Here is a 19185-nt window from a genome sequence, read left to right as displayed (position 1 = left end):
CTCATCCCGTTCTTTGTCTGAACAGATATAGACAAAGTAATAAAACGGCATACATTATTCGTTACCATAGTGCTGCATACAGCTTGACGAGCAAGCCTGAAAAATTTATCACAATATATATTTTTATACGGTTGTTGAAAATTAATTGCATTGCAAGTCAATATAATTGTTAAATGGCACTATATGTTATACGGCGGTTGTCAATAGTATGTTTCGCCAGCTCCCGGCCCCCTTTTTTCAGGCTTGTTCGCAAATCATCATCATGTTGTTACGGCAAAATATCAAGGCTTGCTGAGAAGTGAGTGGGGAGCTGTCGCAGGATTGTAACTCTTAGCAGATAATTTTATGGGCGGTTGACTTTATAAGCAGAGTTGTGAAAATTTTGTGTCAGACCTCCTAAAGAGTATCAGGGCATGTACCATTCGCATGGCACTGAGACGCGCCTCGGTGCTTAGCAATTCGCGAGCCGTAAGGCGAAGCGAGAGCTTAGCATCCGCTAGGCGTGGATAGTAGCGCGAGCGTGCCTGCGATGGTACTGCCCTGAGGCTCTATAAAAAGGTCTGACCGTAGGTTTATACACAACAATGTAAAAAATGACCGCCCATTGGAATATATGCTGATGCTTTTCTGACAGCTCCCCTGCACTAAACAATAAACCTTGCATATTGCTTGGTATGATGGTGTTACCCATGTGTTGATCAACACGGGAGGAGAGAAGCGTAACGCGGCTTAATCTGAGATGGTGATTGAGCCGCGTTGACGAATGGATAAGGCGCAGGGTAAGAGCGGTGTACTGGAAACAATGGAAGAAAGTAAAAACTAGATACCTTATGATAAGGCGGTATGGTATTCCAGAATGGAAGGTGCATGAAATGGCAAATTGCCGCAAAGGAACATGGAGAGCGGCACTAATGCTAAACTCGGTTCTAACGAATAAAGAAATAGCCAGTCAGGGCTACATGCCCATGACCAGCTATTACCTGCAAATTTATGAAAACTAGAGAACCGCCGTGTACCGAACGGTACGCACGGTGGTGTGAGAGGTCGGGAGATTCTATAGAATTTCCCTCCTACTCGATTACTTAGTGTTATGAATTTTGCAGCATGGTGAGATATTTTTTCTGTTCATTCGGATAAATAACAAAAAGACCGGGGTAAGCAGAACCCGGTCTTTTGCTTTGCAGCAGGATATTGATGGTGCAATACCATGCCGCAAAAAGGGATTGAATTACTATTAGGGTTAGTAATTAGAAGGGAAAGTATAATAAAATTAGGATTTAGGATATATGTAAAGACATAATCAGATTATGCCTCGACACCGAAGTGTTCAAAGAGTACCCGCTCTGCCTCGGCAGACCAGAGACCGCGGTTCTTCTTGCAGACCTCGTCCAGCTTCTTGAACAGAGGGTCAGTTTCGCCCAGCTTGCCAAAGTCCTCGATGGCGGTCAGAGGCATGTTGAACTGGGTGTAGGTCAGCTTCTTGCCCCCCGGAATCTTTGGCAGGTTCAGGGTAGCGTCAATGATGCTGTCAATACCGCCTACATGAGTTACCATAACAGCAGGCTCGATGCGTCCCCTGGCTGCCAGGTCGTTTGCCTCAATCAAATCATCGTTGTTGCCGCCTGTGGTGCCAACGATATGCTGGCTGGTGTAGTGCACCTCGTAGAGGTTTACCTCAGCCTTGAACTGGCTGTCGGTAGGACCGGCAAAGAAGTTCATGCAGCCGTCAAAGGCAAGGATTTTGTTGCCCAGCTCTGCCACCTGGCGTACAGGCACGTACACAAATACATCGTCATAGCCCTTGCCACCGGTAATATCCATCAGCCCCTTCACAGGGTCATCCATGGCAGCGGTATTCACATAAAGAAGCTCAATGCCCCGTTCGGCAGCCACGGACTCAGGAATAACCTCCCGGGCACGGGCAATCTTGTCATCATTGATGTCAGTTACCACAATGCGCTTCGGCTTATTTTCCTCCAGCTGGAGGCCGTAGCTGACAGCACCCAGCCCCATAGGGCCGCAGCCACCCAGGATAATGATGTCGCCGCCTGCCTTGGTATCAATCTTCAGGTCGTGGTTTCTCTTGTTGGTGTGGTAGTTGCCGTGATAGCCGCCGATAATGCAGCTCATGGGCTCACCCAGGGATGCCTCAAAGAAGCTCTCGCCCTTGTATTCCATCAGGCAGCCCAGCTCCATTACCTCGTGAGGGATAATGCAGTAGGTGCAGGCGCCGCCGAAAAATTCATAGGAATAGCCAGGGGATGCCAGGCTGCCCTTGTAGTTCAGGGCAGGCTGCTGGGCAAACTTCATGCCCGGCTTGAACTGGTCCTGCCACTTCTTGCCAACCTCTACGATGACACCGGCAAATTCATGGCCGATAATGATCGGGTTGGTGTCGATGTTCTTCGGGGCACGCTTGTGGTTCTTGCCCTGTTCCACCAGCTTGTAGGTGGACATGCAGATGCTGTCGCTCATGATTTTTACGAGGATTTCGTCATCCTTGATGGCAGGGAGCTCAAACTCCTCAAGACGCAAATCCCTGGTACCATACATTCTTACTGCTTTTGTTTTCATGCTGATTTCTCCTTTATCATGTTGCAATTATCATGTTACAATAAATTATCATATTTTTTATACGCTGAAAATTGGTGCTGGCAGCTTACTGCAAAAGCCTGTATACCGTATCTGCATCCCCGGTGGCAAGCTGGGCGGCAGCAGCTTCGTCCATCATCTTGTCAGCAATAATGCCCAGGATTTCCAGATGCTCGTCACCGACACCTGCGATGCCGATAATCACCTGTGCCTCGTTGCCCTCCCAGTCAATAGGATTTTTCAGGGTGATAACGGCAATGCCGGAGGCTTTTACCTCCTTCTTGGCGGCTTCCACTCCGTGAGGGAGAGCCAGGCCGTTGCCCATGTAGGTTGGGAAGGTCTTTTCCCTTTCCAGCATGGCCTCTACATAAGGCTGGTCCACATAGCCGCTGTCCACCAGCATCTGGCCTACCATGCGGATGGCCTCATCCTTGCCGGACACGGTGCAGCCGGTCTTTATGTTTTCACGGTACAGCAGAGGCTTCTTCTCCGCAGGGGCTTCCTTTTTTTTGCTCCAAAACATTTTCAATCTCTCCTTTGCAGCTTGTGCTTCTTGTATCCTTTGATTTTGACTTCGCTTTTGTCTTTTGTACTTTGCTTTTACTTTTGTTTTTTGTTTCTGTGTTTCACTTGATGGTTTTATTATAGTGGCGGGGCAGGGAAAAATCAATTCAAAGTAATTCGTATTTGGCATTAAGGGATAGTGCCAAAGTTGAGTGTCATTTCTTTCATATAATAGCCGGGAAAAGCCTGAAAACAGGCATAGATAATACATACTGCCAATATTTGGCACTAATGCCTAGTGCCAAAACTCAATTACTATTGCTTGAAAACAATTCCAATCGTGTCTATAATAAAACCATCAACAGGAAATGACCGGCCAGTCAATCTGAAACAATAATGCAATGCCAGGCGTCAGGCAGTGACGGCTGCCAGGCAGGTGTTGCAGGGTATTTATAGGCACATAAGAAATACAAAAGAGATTTAAAAGAGAGTTTTGTGAAATGACGAGGTGTGGATTATGAAAGAAAAATTGCAGGTCTTCGGACGATTTCTGAGCGGCATGGTAATGCCGAATATCGGGGCATTTATTGCCTGGGGCTTGATTACAGCCATGTTTATCCCTACCGGCTGGCTGCCAAATGAGAAGTTCGCCTCTTTGGTGGGGCCCATGTCCTCGGTGATGCTGCCGCTTTTGATTGCCTACACAGGGGGCGAGGTGGTAGCAGGCAAGCGGGGCGGCGTTATCGGTGCCGCAGCCACCATGGGCGTAATCGTCGGCGCAGAGGTGCCGATGTTCCTGGGTGCCATGATTGTAGGCCCGCTGTCAGCCTGGGTTCTCAAGAAGTTTGACCAGGCCGTGGACGGCCATATCAAGCCGGGCTTCGAGATGCTGGTGAACAACTTCTCCCTGGGTATTCTGGCAGCCGTGCTGGCACTGGTTGCCATGGAAGCCATCAGCCCTATTGTTACAGCCCTGACCAATGCCATGGCTGCCGGTGTAGGTGTGCTGATTGACAACGGCCTGCTGCCGATGACTGCGATTTTTGTGGAACCGGCAAAGGTGCTGTTCCTGAACAATGCTATTAACCACGGTATTTTCTCCCCGATGGGCATCCAGCAGGTGGAGGAAGCAGGCAAGTCCATTTTCTTCCTGCTGGAAGCAAACCCTGGCCCTGGCCTTGGCATCCTGCTGGCATACTGCCTGGTGGGCAAGGGCAGTGCCAAGAGCTCCGCGCCGGGTGCAGTCATCATTCACTTCCTGGGCGGTATCCATGAGATTTACTTCCCATATATCCTGATGAATCCGTTCCTGCTGATTGCCACTATTGCTGCCAATGCCACCGGTGTATTTGTCTTCCGCCTGTTTGATGTGGGACTGACTGCTCCTGCATCTCCGGGCAGCATTATCGCCCTGACCATGATGGCTGAACGCCACTGCTACGTGGGACTGTTCCTGGGGGTTATCCTCTCTGCCGCTGTGGCTATGGCTATCTCTATCCCTCTGCTGAAGTTCATGGGCAAGGATACTACCCTGGAAGAAGCTCAGGCCAAGAAGAATGCCATGAAGGCACAGGCCAAGGGCACTGCCCCGGCAGCCCAGGCTTCCACTAGTGCTGCCAGCGCCAGTGCCGGTGGCAGGGTAAAGAAGATTGCCTTTGCCTGTGATGCAGGTATGGGGTCCAGTGCCATGGGTGCTACCGTGCTGAAGAAGAAAATCAAGGCTGCCGGTCTTGACGGCATCGAGGTTATCCATACCTCCGTATCCTCAATCCCTGCGGATGTGCAGATTGTCGTTACCCATCAGTCCCTCCGGGAGCGTGCCGCCCAGAGCAATCCTAATGCAGAGCTGGTGCTGATTACCAACTTCCTGGCTGCTCCTGAGTATGGCAGGCTGGTGGAGGATCTGAAGCAGCGCAACAGCTAAGCTTCTTCCATTGCTGGAAAGATGTCATGGCTACGCAGAAACAATAAAACCTATCTCAAAATGTTTTGATACGCTGAGGGCATGTTGAAGGCATAAAGAAAATCCGTTATACTGATAGCTGAATGGCTGTCAGTATAACGGTTTTTGCATAGCCAATAGGGATTATTTTGTATATTTGCAGTTTGGAAACGGAGGTGGACAATGTGAAAATCACGCCGAGAATGAAACGGATTTTCCAGGCTCTGCTGGAGGAAAAGGAGCCTATATCCATAAAGCATTTAGCGGAAAAGACCGGCATCAGCAAGCGCACCGTGCAGCGGGAGCTGGAGTCTGTCAATGATGTGCTGCTGCCCTATGGCATGGAGTTTGCTTCCAAGACAGGCGTGGGGGTGTGGCTGGCCGGGGATGAAGCTGCCAGGGCAGGGCTTCTGGCAGAGGCTGCCAGCAGTGATGAGTATGCTGCCAGCAGCAAGGAGGACAGGCGCAAGAGGCTGGTGCTGGAAATCCTGAGGGAAAAGACGCTTCGGAAGCTGTATTATTATAGCCGCAAGTTCGGTGTTAGCGAAGCTACCATCAGCACGGATTTGGAAGCGGTGGAGACATGGCTGTCCCATCAGGGGCTGTCCATGGCAAGGAAGCCGGGCAGCGGCATCGAGGTGGAAGGAACGGAGGAAAACTACCGCCGGGCCATACGGTTTTTTATTGGGGAGAACATAGATACAAAGCTGTTCCGGCAGCTGTATGACGGTGATGGCGGCGAGAATTATGCAGCTTCCCTGCAGAAAAACCACCTGGGCAGGCTTTTGGACAAGGAAATCCTGCGCCGGGTTCATGAGTGCCTTGAGGGGATGGATAACCAGCGGATGGACAACCTGACGGAAAATGCCTATGACGGTCTGGTCATCCATCTGGCCATTGCCATCAACCGCATTTTGCAACAGGATGTAATCCAGGTGACCGGGGAATGGCAGGAAAAAATGCCCCGTGATGAGGATTACAGGCTGGCAGAGGATATTGCAGCAGAGCTGGAAGCGGAGTTTGAGGTGTCTATTCCCCAGCTGGAGATTGCCTATATCTGCCTGCATCTCAAGGGAGCCAAGCATGAAAAAATCCAGCTTCCGGGCAGGGAGGAAAGAATGGAGCTGGCGGACAGGGAGCTTCGCCAGTTTGTCAATGACCTGATTGATGCTTATGACGGACAGCAGGCGTATCTTTTAAAGCAGGATGATGAATTTATGCAGGGGCTTTTAGCTCATTTGCAGCCTACTATCGTGCGGCTGGTGCATGGTATGAGCATTCAGAATCCTGTGCTGGCGGATATCAAGGAAAACTACAGCGAGATATATGCCAGGTGCCAGCGGGCAGCACAGGTGCTGGCGGACAAGGTGGGCAGGAGTGTGCCGGAGGAGGAAATCGGCTTTCTGGCGGTGCATTTCGGGGCGGCACTGGTGCGCCTGGAGGGGCGCAAGGAGCAGATACGGAAGGTGCAGGTGGCAGTGGTCTGTTCCAGTGGCATCGGCCTGTCACGGCTGATGGCGGCAAAGCTGGAGAAGGTCTTTAAGGACAGGATGGAAATGACTACCTACGGCAAGCACGACATAACCCCGGCGGTGGAGGCAAAAATTGATTTTATCATTTCCAGCTTGCAGCTGGAGGCTGTGCAGGTGCCGGTAGTCTATGTCAATCCGCTCTTGAGCGAGGCTGATATCGGGGAAATACGCTGCCTGATATACCAGTTTGAGCGGCTGCCACGGAAGGAGGGCACAGGGGACAGGCATACGGCTCCCTTTGACGAGGTGAACAGGGTGGCGGCATGCATCAGCAGTGTCATCAAGCATCTGAGGTGTTTTCAGGCACCGGCTGACATTACCTTTGACAGGCTGCTGTTCACCATCGGCGAGCGCATGACTGTACAGCCGGAGCGGCAGGAGATGATTGTGGACGCGCTGGCAAAGCGTGAGCAGGTTTCCAGCCAGATTTTTGCCGAGTTTGGCTTTGCCCTGCTGCATGCCCGTACCAATGGTGTCACCCATCCCAGCTTTGCCGTCTGCCTGCCGGAAGGGGGCAGCTGCTTCCAGAATAGCTATTTCAAGGGAATTTCTGTGGTGCTGGTGATGCTGGTGCCGGTGGATGACAGCCTTGAGGTCAATACGGGGATTATGGGCTACATCAGCAGCATGCTCATCGAGGAGCCGGACTTTCTGGCTATGGCAGCCGGTGGCAATGAGGAAATTATCCGCCAGGAGCTGTCCGGGCATCTGAACAGGTATTTTAAGGAATATCTGGGCAATCTCGCCTGAAATAATATCGTTTTAAGCATGTCGCCTGAAATCTCATCAAGTGGGCAGGGCTGTGCCGTGGCGGTTTATGGCCGCGGCATGGTTTCTGCCCTTTTTATTTTTGCAAAATTGGTGTATAATCATGTTTAACACTCTGTGATTATCTATACTAAACTATAATAAAGCGTTACATGACGTAATATGCAAAGGATGGGATGTATCATGGTTTCTGAAAAAATGCACACTCTTGGCACAAAAAAATCTACAATCAGGACGATTTTTGAATACGGCAAAAAGAGGGCGGCAGAGGTTGGCGCGGAAAATGTTTATGATTTTTCTATAGGCAATCCCAATGTGCCTGCCCCTGAGGTGGTAAAGACGGCGATAATAGATATCTTGAACACCGTGGATACCTGCGAGCTCCACGGCTATACCATTGCGCCGGGCCTGCCCCAGGTCCGGGAGACCATTGCCGCCAGCATCAACCGCCGTTTCGGCACAAATTTTGCCGGCAAGAACCTCTTTATGACCAGCGGTGCGGCAGCAGCCATCACCATCTGCTTCAAGGCACTCCATGAGGATGGTGCGGACGATGAGTTCATCACTTTTGCCCCGTATTTCCCGGAGTATGGCTGCTTCGTGGAGTCTGTGGGCTCCAAGCTGTCGGTAGTGCCTGCCAACACAGAGGATTTTCAGATTCAGTTTGACAAGCTGGAGGAAATGCTCAGCCCGAAGACCAAGGCGGTTATCATTAACAGCCCCAACAATCCAAGCGGCGTGGTGTACTCCGAGGCTACCATCAAAAAGCTGGCCGGGATGCTGTCTGCCAAGGAGAAGGAGTTCGGACATCCTATTTTCATTATTTCCGATGAGCCCTACAGGGAGCTGGTCTATGGCGGCCTGACGGTGCCTTATGTGGCCAAGTATTATCAAAATACCCTGGTCTGCTACTCCTGGAGCAAGTCCCTTTCTCTGCCGGGCGAGCGTATCGGCTATATTGTGGTGCCTGATGAGGTGGCAGATTTCGGGCGTGTGTACGGGGCTATTGCCGGTGCTGCCCGGGTGCTTACCCATGTCAATGCTTCCTCCCTGTTTCAGAGGGTGGTGGCAAGGTGCGTGGACGAGCCTTCCAATATTGCTGCCTATGAGCACAACGGCAATCTCCTGTATAACGGCCTGATTGAGGCAGGCTTTACCTGTCAGAAGCCTCAGGGGGCATTTTACCTGTTCCCGAAGGCACTGGAGGATGATGACCGGGCTTTCTGCAAGAAGGCCATGGAGTATGACCTGCTGCTGGTGCCGGGCTCTGATTTTGGCTGCCCGGGCTATTTCCGCGCGGCATATTGCATCAAGGAATCCACCATCAGGAATGCCCTGCCGGTGTTCAAGAAGCTGGCGGCAGAGTATAAATAAATGTAGCAGTTGCTAATATATGGGGATACGGAGTTATGTGCAGCGTAACTCCGTATTGTAGTTTTCGGAAGCAGGGGAACAGGGCAGTATGGCAATGGATTTTGATTTTTTGAATGAAAAACAGCGGCAGGTAGTAAATGAGCTGGACAGGAATATCCTGCTCCTGGCCTCGGCAGGCACCGGCAAGACCAATACCCTGTCCTGCCGCATCGTGAATATTCTGGAAAAGGAGCGTGCCCGGGCGGAGGAAATCATCTGCCTGACCTTCACCAACAAGGCATGCAATGAGATGAAGCAGCGAATAGCCAGCGTGGCAGGAGTCAGGGGCAGGGGCGTGACGGTTCGGACCTTTCATGGCTTCTGCTATGAAATCCTGCGCTGGGCTGCCAAGGGGCAGACTGATGTGGCAGGGGATTTTACGGTGGCTGACGAGACGGACTGCCTGGAGATTATCCGGGGACTGGACTATTGCCAGGCACACCAGGAAAATGCCTTGCAGGCCCTGATCAATCTCATCAAGGAATACCGGGGGGAGTACAATATTTTTTCTGACGACCGGCAGGCGGATTATGAAAGGGTGCTGCTGCGCCTCAAGGAGGAAAAGCAGCAGCGCATTAATGATGCCGCCAGGCAGAAGGGCAGGCCCAATCATGATATTGTCATGATGTTTGAGGCACACTGCGGCGAGATTGTCAGCCAGTACGATGGCAGGCTGCTGGAAAACCACTATGTGGATTTCTGCGATTTGATTAATGGTGCTTATCAGGTATTGCAGCAGGAGGAAAGCTGCCGCTTCTGGCAGGATAGGTTCCGTTTCTGGTGCGTGGATGAGGTGCAGGATACCAGCAGGCTGGAGTATGCCATCCTGACGAGGATGTTTGGGGATAGCAACCTGCTCCTGTGCGGTGATTTTTTTCAGACTATCTATGAGTGGCGTGGCTCGGAGCCACAGCTTATCTATGACCGGTTTGCCAGGGATTATCATCCCATGCTGATGGTGTTCCATGAGAATTACCGCTCTGTCAGGACGCTTTTGGAGGCTTCCTACGGCTTTTTGAAGAACCGTTTTCCTGAGCAGGTGGCAGGGCTTTTCAGGGAGGATGCTGCTGCCATGTCGGAGGAACAGGGGGAAAAAATTCATTACCGTCAGCTGAACAGCACCTATGTGGAGGCAAGCTGGATTTATAACCAGCTGCAAAAACTGCAGCCTGAGGATTTGTCCAGGGTGTGTGTCCTGACACGCTCAAACTATTACAATCAAAAGCTGTCGGACTATTTGGCGCGTATCCGCCAGCAGCGGCAGGAGCAGTTTGAGCTGGGGCAGAGGGATGAGGCGGATTTTCCTCTTGATTTTATGCTGGTGGAGGAGTTCAAGTTTTTCCGCCGCCAGGAAATCAAGGATGTGGTGGCTGCTCTGAGGCTGGTCATCAATCCCCAGGATGCCAGCAGCCTCCTGCGGCTGGTGAAAAGGTTCGGGCGGCGCATCGGCCCTGCCACGGTCAGCCAGATACAGTCGGAGGAATACCGGGCGGCAGGGATACGGATTACGGATTTTCTCCATGCCTCTGCCCAGAAGTATGGCGAGCCTTTTGAGATGCTGCTGCGGGCCCTGGAGCAGGGTGAGGTAGTAGTCTTTGATGTGGAAGCTACGGGGCTGGATACCGCCCGGGATGAAATCATCCAGCTGGCAGCTATCAAGCTGGATATGCAGGGCAGGGAGCTGGAAAGGCTGGTGCATTATGTCAGGGCTTCCCGGCCTGTGGGCCAGTCCGAGGCGGTGCACCATATTTCTGATGCAAAGCTTTTGGCGGAAGGCATTGAGCCGGAAAAGGCCTTGCAGGATTTTCTGGATTTTGCCAGGGGCTGCGTAGTGGTGGGGCACAATGTGGTGTTTGACCTGACTATTTTAGCCAGTCAGCTGGCAAGGCTGGGGCTGAAGCCTTTGGAGATACCTGCTTTTTATGATACCCTGGATATTTTCCGCCGCTTTTATCCCCAGCTGACCAATCACAAGCTGGAATTTCTGGGGGAGCATTTTCATGTGGGGCACAAGTCCACCCATGATGCCTTTGACGATATCTGTGCCACCGGGGAAATCCTGCTGTATGCGGTGAAGCAGGATATCCTGCCGGTGAGGGATGTGCGCCGGAGCCTAATCAGCAGGCATATCAGGAATTTTGCGCCACTGGCAGAGGCAGTCAATGGCCTGCGGTGCAAGCTGGCGGACATGCGCCCCGGGCGGATGGTGGTTGAGACCATAACTCGGCTGGGCATTGATAAGTATTATCAGCGGGAGCCGGGCCGTATGGAAAACCTGAGGAATCTGGTGCGGCAGGCCCGGCAGTTGGACAAGGAGGAATTGTCCGGCTATGATGCCATGCAAAGCTTTTTGCGGCTGATGTCCCTTTCCAATACGGAGCTGGACCTGATGCTGCAGGAAAAGCCCAGGATTCCGATTATTACGGTGCATCAGGCCAAGGGCTCGGAGTTTGATACGGTCTTTATGGCAGGCTTGCAGGAGGGGGTATTTCCCAGCAAGATTTCCCTTGTGCATGAGTCATTGGATGAGGAAGCCCGTCTCTTTTATGTGGGCATTACCCGGGCGCGGCAGCGGCTGTACCTGACGGCAGCTATGGATCGGGGCAGCGTTCCCTGCCGGTTTATCAATGCCATACCTGATGAGTTTCTGGACAGGGAGCCGTGAGGGAAATATGTATTATGTATATAAAAGGGCAGGTGGCTGGACTTTTTCTGCAATATGTGATAGATTTTAGGGTGAAATTTTGTAAAATTTTTGTAAAAAGGAAGTGTTTATCAGTATGTCGGGAAATGACCGCGTTATCCGTGTGGATCAGAGGCCGCCTATTCAAAAGACGATTCCTCTGAGCTTGCAGCATCTTTTTGCCATGTTTGGCTCTACGGTGCTGGTGCCGATTTTGTTCAATGTCAATCCAGCTACAGTCCTGCTGTTCAATGGTATTGGCACGCTTTTATACCTGTTTTTGTGCAAGGGCAGGATACCGGCGTACCTGGGCTCCAGCTTTGCCTTTATCTCCCCTGTGTTTGCGGTGCTGTCCCAGTACAGCTATGAGGCGGCGCTGGGTGGCTTTATTGCTGTGGGTATTGTCTTTGTGCTGGTGGGACTGCTGGTCAGGGCTGTGGGAACTGATTGGATAAATTTCATCTTTCCACCGGCAGCCATGGGTGCCATCGTGGCGGTAATCGGCCTGGAGCTGATGCCGGTAGCGGCCGGCATGGCAGGGCTGACTGCCAAGGAACCTGATAGCAATGCTATCATCGTATCTGTGCTGACCTTGGCCATTACCCTGCTTGCCCAGGTGGCTTTCCGGGGCTTCTTGCAGATTATCCCGATTCTCATCGGCATCATTTCAGGTTACGTTATTGCCCTGGCATTTGGTATCGTGGATTTGAGCATAGTGGAGAAGGCACCGTGGTTCTCACTGCCGACAATATATACGCCGGAGTTTAACTTTAATGCCATCTGCATTATCCTGCCTGCGGCTCTGGTGGTGATTGCCGAGCATGTGGGGCATCTGATTGTTACCGGCAACATTGTGGGGGCGGATCTGACCAAGGATCCGGGGCTGGACCGTTCCATCATCGGTAACGGCCTGTCCACTATCCTGTCCGGCTTTTTCGGCTCCACGCCGAACACTACTTATGGCGAGAATATCGGCGTGCTGGCCATGACGAAGGTATTTAGTACCTGGGTTATCGGCGGTGCGGCTGTTTTTGCCATCCTGCTGTCCTGCTTTGGCAAGCTGGCAGCTGCCATCCAGAGCATTCCGGCACCTGTTATGGGCGGCGTGTCCATGCTGCTGTTTGGCGTTATTGCCGCCTCCGGCATCCGCGTGCTGGTGGAGAGCAAGATTGATTACAACAATCCTGTCAATCTGATGCTGACGGCAGTTGTGCTGGGCGTCGGTGTCAGCACCGCCAGCATTACCGTCGGCACTGTCACTTTGAGCGGCATGTCCCTGGCAACTGTGGCAGCTATTGTGCTGAGCGTGTGCTTCAATCTCATCAAGAAAATCCACGGTGAGAATTGATAGCGATTGATAATATTGGTTAATATTGATTGATATTGGTTAATATGTTTGTTTAATGTTTTTGTTAATATTTATTGTATGAGAGTTGAGCTATGAACGTAACGTATAAGGTTTCACTTGCAGGACTTTCAGGAGAAAAAGCTCTGGCCTCTGTATCGGTCAGGGCTTTTCTTCGGCAAAAATGCGGTTTTTCCCACGGCTTGTGGCGGAGGCTGAAATGGAACGGCACCCTGCTGGTCAACGGTGAGGAAGTCCGGGCTACCACAGCTGTGGTACGGGACGGGGATGTGGTTACTTGCCGGATTGCGGAAAGCTCCAGCCTGGCAGCTACGCCTATGCCGCTGGATATCAGGTATGAGGACGAGTACATGATTGTCCTCAACAAGCCTGCCGGTATGCTGGTGCATCCTACTGGCGGAGACTATGATAACACCCTGGGCAACGGGCTGCTGCATTATTATCGCCGGACGGGGCAGGAGATTGATTTTCATCCTGTGCACCGCCTTGACCGCGATACCACCGGGCTGGTACTGGTGGCAAAGCAGCCCCAGCTGCAGAATGCACTGACACAGGGAAATGGAGGCAAGTTTTTTCATCGGAGCTATGTGGCTGTCATAGAGGGGGAAATGCCTTTGCCTGCTGGAACAATTGATTTGCCCATTGCCAGGCATCCTGACAGCATCATCCAGAGAATTTGCAGCCCGGAGGGGCAGGTGGCGGTGACCCATTATCGCACTTTGGCCCGCCGCGGGGGCAGGTCCCTTTTGTGGCTGGAGCTGGAGACGGGGCGCACCCATCAGATACGGGTGCATCTGGCGGCTATGGGGCATCCCCTGTTGGGGGATGATTTGTATGGGGGTGATACCTCCGTCATGAAGCGGCAGGCTCTTCATGCTGTGCATCTTGAGGCAGAAAATCCCCTCACCGGGGAAAGTATTTCGATCTATTCTGATGTGCCTCAGGATATGCGGGATTTATTTTGGGGACACTAAAATGAAAATGTGTGCAGTTGATTCTGCACATTTGAAGCAAAATTTTCGGCAATTATGAAAAATCTTATTTTGCGCTGTTAATTATTGGGAAACTGTGCTATAATGGGTACATATTTTGATAGGGGGTTTTTTTAATGCCATTAGTAGGAACTAAAGAAATGTTCAAGAAGGCATACGAGGGCGGCTACGCTATCGGTGCATTCAACGTAAACAACATGGAGATTGTACAGGGTATCACCGATGCTGCTGCTGAGATGCGTGCTCCGGTAATCCTGCAGTGCTCCGCAGGTGCTCGCAAGTATGCAAACCATCAGTATCTGGTACATCTGGTAAAGGCTGCTCTTGAGGTTCATCCTGAGCTGCCAGTTGCCCTGCATCTGGATCATGGTGCAGATTTTGAGACCTGCAAGTCCTGCATCGACGGCGGTTTCACTTCCGTTATGATTGACGGTTCCCATCATTCCTTCGAGGACAACATCGCTGTTACCAAGAAGGTAGTAGAGTACGCTCATGCTCACGGCGTAGTAGTAGAGGGCGAGCTTGGCCAGCTGGCAGGCGTAGAGGATGATGTAAATGTATCCGCAGAGGATGCCAAGTACACCCATCCTGAGGAGGTTGAGGAGTTCGTATCCCGTACCGGTGTTGACTCTCTGGCTATCGCTATCGGCACCAGCCACGGCGCATTCAAGTTCACTCCTGCACAGTGCACCCTGAACGAGGATGGCGTTCTGGTTCCGCCTGAGCTGCGTTTCGACATTCTGGACGAGATCACCAAGAAGCTGCCAAACTTCCCAATCGTTCTCCATGGTGCTTCTTCCGTAGTGCCTGAGTATGTAAAGATCATCAACGCTAACGGCGGCAAGCTGGATGATGCTATCGGTATTCCTGAGGATCAGCTCCGCAAGGCTGCCCGTAGCGCAGTTTGCAAGATCAACGTTGACTCTGACCTGCGCCTTGCCCTGACTGCCGGCATCCGCCAGCATTTCATGGAGCATCCAGAGCACTTTGACCCACGTCAGTACCTGACTCCTGCTCGTGCCAACATCAAGGCTATTGTTGAGCACAAGATCAAGAACGTACTGGGCTGCAACAACGCTTACTGATAATTGCTGGTTGAGCGTTAATTGAATGTTTTGCACTTTTAGGTGCGTGGAAAATGCTGTATGGTTCCGGCTGTGCAGCATTTTTTTTCGTGGGTGGGAGATTTGATTTGTCAGAACGGAATGCCTGAAATGTAAAAAATGTCGGTTTGAATGTCGGTTTAATGTCGGTTTGAATGTCGGTTTGAATAAAACGGAAAAAGCTGTTTTAGGATTGCTAATCGAAGATTCGAATAGAACCGCCGATGTGCTTGCTACAGATATAGGAGTTACAAAACGTACTATCGAGCGCACTTTGGTTAGTCTTCAGAAAAAAGGAAAAATAGAGCGTATAGGTTCTAAACGTGATGGAAAGTGGATTGTTATTAGATAATGTATTTGGAGCGATTTAAATTTTATGCTGGGAGGGTGTGTAATATGCAGACTAATGACAGGCAGCTTTCTGACCTGATGAAGGATATTGAGTGCGGAAATGCCCAGTTACCTGATTTTCAGCGTGGCTGGGTATGGGATGATAATAGAATAAAGGCGTTAATAGCAAGTATTACCAATAATTTCCCGGTGGGAGCAGCCATGTTCCTGGAATACGGAAATGCCAATATCAGGTTTAAGTACAGGGTAGTTGAGGGGGCTCCTGCACAGAATGTAACTCCCTCAGAATTGATTCTTGACGGGCAGCAGAGGCTTACGTCCATATATTCCTCCTTGTATAGCCAGAATCCTGTTCATACCAGGACGGAAAAGGGGAGAGATATTCATCGATATTATTATATAGATATTGAAAAGGCTTTGGATACTGGTGCCGATAGAATAGATGCCATCGTATCAGTGCCGGTAAGCAGGTTGCTCACAGCAAATTTTGGCAGGGATATCATTCTTGATTTATCTGCGCCGGACAAAGAATATGAACAGAAAATGTTTCCACTAAATATAATCCTTGATTCAGCAAAAACCTTTGTATGGATGCAGGGATTTATTCAGCATCATCATAATAATAGTATTATCACGCAGCAATGGATGGATTTTCAAGGGAAAATCATTATGGCGGTTTTTCAATATAAGCTGCCGGTTATTTTGCTTGATAAAAATACGCCCAAGGAAGCGGTATGCCAGGTCTTTGAAAATGTAAATACTGGCGGTGTTTCGCTTACAGTGTTTGAATTGATAACAGCCATCTTTGCGATGAATGACTTTGAACTCAGAAAGGATTGGGAGGTACGAAAGAAGCAGTATTTCAGCGGGGAGCTGTTATCTGTTATTTCGGCAACGGATTTTCTGACGGCATGTACATTGCTGTCAACCTATAAAAAAGGCGGTACAGTTAGCTGCAAAAAGAAGGATGTATTAAATCTTCCTCTTAGTGAATATATCACGTATGCAGATTTATTGTCAGAGGGGTTTCTGGAAGCGGAGAAGATTTTGCAGGAGGAGCGAATTTTTTCTGCAAAGGACTTGCCTTATACAACACAGTTTATTCCGTTGGCTGTCTTATGTACCTTGCTGGCTGATGGCAATCGCATCAGGATTGCTACCATAAAACATAAGATTAGGCAGTGGTATTGGTGCGGCGTGTTTGGTGAAAAGTATGGCAGTGCCAATGAAACCAGATATGCCCTTGATGTAACTGGTGTAATGGATTGGCTTTCAGATGATACCAGGTTGCCAAGAACGGTGCAGGAGTCTTTCTTCAACCCGACAAGATTATTGAGCTTGCAGTCAAGATTGTCCGCAGCGTATAAGGGTATCATGGCACTTGTCTTAAAAAGCCATTGTCAGGATTTTATCTCCGGCAGGGAAATGGATTTTACGGTATTTAAGGCTGAAAACATTGATATTCATCATATATTCCCAGCTTCTTACTGTGAAAAGCAGCAATATGACAGGAATTTGTGGAACTCTGTGATAAACAAGACGCCGCTTACTTATGCCACGAACAGGGAAATAGGCGGCGTAGCTCCCAGCGTATATCTTGCCAAGCTAGAGAAGAGTGGCAAGGTGGCAAAATCAGATTTGGAGCAATATGTCAGCACTCATTGGATTGATGTTGCCTGCTGCAGGCATGATGATTTTCGTGAGCATATCATCAGCAGGGCCAGGAGGATTCTTGATGAGATAGAAAAGGCTACCGGCAGGACTATATCCGGCAGAGATAGTGAGGAAGTAATCAGGTGCTTTGGGCAGCCGTTGACGTGAAAGTTGAATTACTCCCTCCTCAAACGCCTAGGCGTTAGGAGGGAGTAATTCAATATCGCGGCCTGAAGGAATGGGACAAGGAAAAGGGGTATCTGACAGATATATGCCTGACGGTGCAGGATAAGTATAAGGCGTATCTGGATTATTTCAGGATTGCGTATTAAGCAGGAGTAGTAATTATAGAAGGCTATAGCAATACAGCGGAAAATGATGTTATAATGGACAAAGGCATGTTTCTTTGATAAAATATTGTCAAAGGGTGATTTGCCTTGACTAAAATGATTGGAAAAGGAAGTTGATTATGAGTACAGACAGATACACTAGTCCTTTATCAGAGCGTTATGCCAGCAAGGAAATGCAGTATATTTTTTCTCAGGACAAGAAATTTACCACCTGGAGAAAATTGTGGATTGCTTTGGCTGAGACAGAAATGGAGCTTGGCCTTTCTGAAAATGGCAAGCCTGTAATCTGCCAGGAGCAGATTGATGAGATGAAGGCTCATGTGAATGAAATCAATTATGATGTGGCAAAGGCCAGGGAGAAGCTGGTTCGCCATGACGTTATGAGCCATGTTTATGCCTATGGCCAGCTCTGCCCTAAAGCAGCCGGTATCATTCATCTTGGTGCTACTTCCTGCTATGTTGGTGACAACACCGATATTATCATCATGCGTGAGGCTTTGCAGCTGGTTCAGAAGAAACTGGTCAATGTTATTGCCGAGCTTGCCAAGTTTGCAGAGAAATATAAGGATTTGCCTACCTTGGCATTCACCCATTTTCAGCCGGCACAGCCTACTACTGTGGGCAAGCGTGCTACCCTGTGGGCTCAGGAGTTCATTATGGACCTGGAGGACCTGGAGTATGTTATGAACAGCTTGAAGCTGCTGGGCTCCAAGGGGACTACCGGCACACAGGCAAGCTTCCTTGAGCTCTTTAATGGCGACCAGGAGACTATTGACAAGATTGATCCTTCTATTGCTGCCAAGATGGGCTTCAAGGAGTGCTATGCTGTTTCCGGCCAAACCTATTCCAGAAAGGTTGACACCAGGGTTGCCAATGTCCTGGCAGGCATAGCTGCTAGTGCTCACAAGCTGTCCAATGATATTCGCCTCCTTCAGCATCTGAAGGAAGTGGAGGAGCCGTTTGAAAAGAATCAGATTGGTTCTTCGGCAATGGCATACAAGAGAAATCCGATGCGCAGTGAGCGTATTGCCTCCCTGTCCAGGTATGTGATGATTGATGCCCTGAATCCTGCCATTACTTCTGCTACCCAGTGGTTTGAGAGAACTTTGGATGATTCTGCCAACAAGCGCCTGTCCATTCCGGAGGGCTTCCTGGCTATTGATGGCATTTTGGATTTGTGCCTGAATGTTGTAGACGGCTTGGTAGTTTATGACAAGGTAATTACCAAGCACATGATGGCGGAACTGCCTTTCATGGCTACCGAGAATATCATGATGGATGCTGTTAAGAATGGCGGCAACCGTCAGGAGCTGCATGAGAAGATTCGTACCCTTTCCATGGAAGCTGGCAAAAATGTCAAGCAGCAGGGCAAGGACAATAATCTGCTGGAGCTTATTGCAGCTGATCCTGAGTTTAACCTTACTCTGGAGGAGTTGCAGAAGACGATGGATCCGTCCAGGTATGTTGGCCGTTCTCCTATTCAGGTTGAAAAGTTTATCAAGAACGTGGTTCAGCCTGTATTGGATGCCCACAAGGAAGAATTGGGCATGACTGCTGAGATTAATGTATAAGCGATGTATCAGTGATGCATAAGTGATGTATAAGCAGTGCATGAAGGTTACAAAGAGTGCATGAAGGCATTATGAAGCAGTGCAGGTGCATTTTTTGGATAACGTATAATTAGTAGAATATATTGTGTTTTGAACCTCCTCATGGCAGGAGGTTCTTTTTATGGGTAAATTTCAAACAAAGTGAATGATTTTTCTATTTTTTTTGATATAATGTATGTGTGGATTGGCAATAGTGTGTATAGGAGATGATGGGATTGACAGACGAGAAAAGAATGAGGCATTTCGTTAAGGATACTGTTTTTCGAGGTATGTTTTCCAAGAAGAAATACCTTATCCAGCTATATTTACACTGGTGACAAGGGCAA

The 19185-nt window shown here is 49.8% G+C and carries 12 protein-coding genes; 10 read left to right on the top strand and 2 right to left on the bottom strand.

The features are described 5' to 3' along the window. Positions 1-1305 precede the first annotated feature (1305 nt). Positions 1306-2574: a zinc-binding dehydrogenase gene (locus FYJ84_RS01665; protein WP_154405488.1), complete on the bottom strand. Its 1269-nt coding sequence runs from the start codon at positions 2572-2574 to the stop codon at positions 1306-1308. An 85-nt stretch (positions 2575-2659) separates the two neighbouring features. Beyond that, positions 2660-3115: a PTS sugar transporter subunit IIA gene (locus FYJ84_RS14410; protein ID WP_205764045.1), complete on the bottom strand. Its 456-nt coding sequence runs from the start codon at positions 3113-3115 to the stop codon at positions 2660-2662. A gap of 498 nt (positions 3116-3613) precedes the next feature. Between FYJ84_RS14410 and FYJ84_RS01655 the strand changes: the two genes are divergently transcribed. The 10 genes from FYJ84_RS01655 (at position 3614) to purB (ending at position 18820) form a co-directional block, all read left to right on the top strand. Further along, a complete protein-coding gene (locus tag FYJ84_RS01655) occupies positions 3614-5020 on the top strand; it encodes a PTS mannitol transporter subunit IICB (protein ID WP_154405484.1) in 1407 nt (468 codons plus the stop codon). Positions 5021-5223: 203 nt separating this feature from the next. Then, positions 5224-7320 (top strand): BglG family transcription antiterminator, encoded by a 2097-nt coding sequence (locus FYJ84_RS01650; RefSeq protein WP_205764044.1) that lies wholly within the window; start codon positions 5224-5226, stop codon positions 7318-7320. 201 nt (positions 7321-7521) lie between these two features. Beyond that, a complete protein-coding gene (locus FYJ84_RS01645; RefSeq protein WP_154405482.1) occupies positions 7522-8712 on the top strand; it encodes a pyridoxal phosphate-dependent aminotransferase in 1191 nt (396 codons plus the stop codon). A gap of 88 nt (positions 8713-8800) precedes the next feature. Beyond that, on the top strand, positions 8801-11416 hold the full coding sequence (locus tag FYJ84_RS01640; protein ID WP_154405480.1) for a 3'-5' exonuclease: 2616 nt from the start codon (positions 8801-8803) through the stop codon (positions 11414-11416). Positions 11417-11531: 115 nt separating this feature from the next. After that, positions 11532-12782, top strand: coding sequence for a uracil permease (gene uraA, locus FYJ84_RS01635; protein ID WP_154405478.1), 1251 nt, complete (start codon positions 11532-11534; stop codon positions 12780-12782). 92 nt (positions 12783-12874) lie between these two features. Continuing rightward, positions 12875-13774, top strand: a complete 900-nt coding sequence (locus FYJ84_RS01630; RefSeq protein ID WP_154405476.1) for an RluA family pseudouridine synthase — start codon at positions 12875-12877, stop codon at positions 13772-13774. A gap of 134 nt (positions 13775-13908) precedes the next feature. Further along, entirely contained in the window at positions 13909-14877 is a 969-nt protein-coding gene (fba, locus tag FYJ84_RS01625) for a class II fructose-1,6-bisphosphate aldolase (protein WP_154405475.1), read from the top strand. Positions 14878-15058: 181 nt separating this feature from the next. Then, positions 15059-15247: an HTH domain-containing protein gene (locus tag FYJ84_RS01620; RefSeq protein WP_205764043.1), complete on the top strand. Its 189-nt coding sequence runs from the start codon at positions 15059-15061 to the stop codon at positions 15245-15247. A gap of 44 nt (positions 15248-15291) precedes the next feature. Beyond that, positions 15292-17067 carry a GmrSD restriction endonuclease domain-containing protein gene (locus tag FYJ84_RS01615; protein WP_154405471.1) on the top strand — a complete coding sequence of 592 codons (1776 nt, stop codon included), beginning with the start codon at positions 15292-15294 and terminating at the stop codon, positions 17065-17067. A gap of 301 nt (positions 17068-17368) precedes the next feature. Further along, positions 17369-18820, top strand: a complete 1452-nt coding sequence (gene purB / locus FYJ84_RS01605) for an adenylosuccinate lyase (protein ID WP_154405469.1) — start codon at positions 17369-17371, stop codon at positions 18818-18820. Positions 18821-19185: the final 365 nt, after the last annotated feature.

The sequence above is a fragment of the Anaerovibrio slackiae genome (genome assembly GCF_009695585.1).
In the GTDB taxonomy this organism is placed as follows: Bacteria; Bacillota; Negativicutes; order Selenomonadales; family Selenomonadaceae; genus Anaerovibrio; species Anaerovibrio slackiae.
Note: the sequence above shows the minus strand (reverse complement) of the source record. Positions and strands in the feature narration are given on the sequence as shown.

Excerpts from the sequence above, each read along its gene's own strand:
- FYJ84_RS01630 (WP_154405476.1), top strand. The coding sequence starts at position 12,875 with ATGAACGTAACGTATAAGGTTTCACTTGCAGGACTTTCAGGAGAAAAA.
- FYJ84_RS01615 (WP_154405471.1), top strand. The coding sequence starts at position 15,292 with ATGCAGACTAATGACAGGCAGCTTTCTGACCTGATGAAGGATATTGAG.
- fba (WP_154405475.1), top strand. The coding sequence starts at position 13,909 with ATGCCATTAGTAGGAACTAAAGAAATGTTCAAGAAGGCATACGAGGGC.
- FYJ84_RS01665 (WP_154405488.1), bottom strand. The coding sequence starts at position 2,574 with ATGAAAACAAAAGCAGTAAGAATGTATGGTACCAGGGATTTGCGTCTT.
- uraA (WP_154405478.1), top strand. The coding sequence starts at position 11,532 with ATGTCGGGAAATGACCGCGTTATCCGTGTGGATCAGAGGCCGCCTATT.
- purB (WP_154405469.1), top strand. The coding sequence starts at position 17,369 with ATGAGTACAGACAGATACACTAGTCCTTTATCAGAGCGTTATGCCAGC.
- FYJ84_RS14410 (WP_205764045.1), bottom strand. The coding sequence starts at position 3,115 with ATGTTTTGGAGCAAAAAAAAGGAAGCCCCTGCGGAGAAGAAGCCTCTG.
- FYJ84_RS01655 (WP_154405484.1), top strand. The coding sequence starts at position 3,614 with ATGAAAGAAAAATTGCAGGTCTTCGGACGATTTCTGAGCGGCATGGTA.
- FYJ84_RS01645 (WP_154405482.1), top strand. The coding sequence starts at position 7,522 with ATGGTTTCTGAAAAAATGCACACTCTTGGCACAAAAAAATCTACAATC.
- FYJ84_RS01640 (WP_154405480.1), top strand. The coding sequence starts at position 8,801 with ATGGCAATGGATTTTGATTTTTTGAATGAAAAACAGCGGCAGGTAGTA.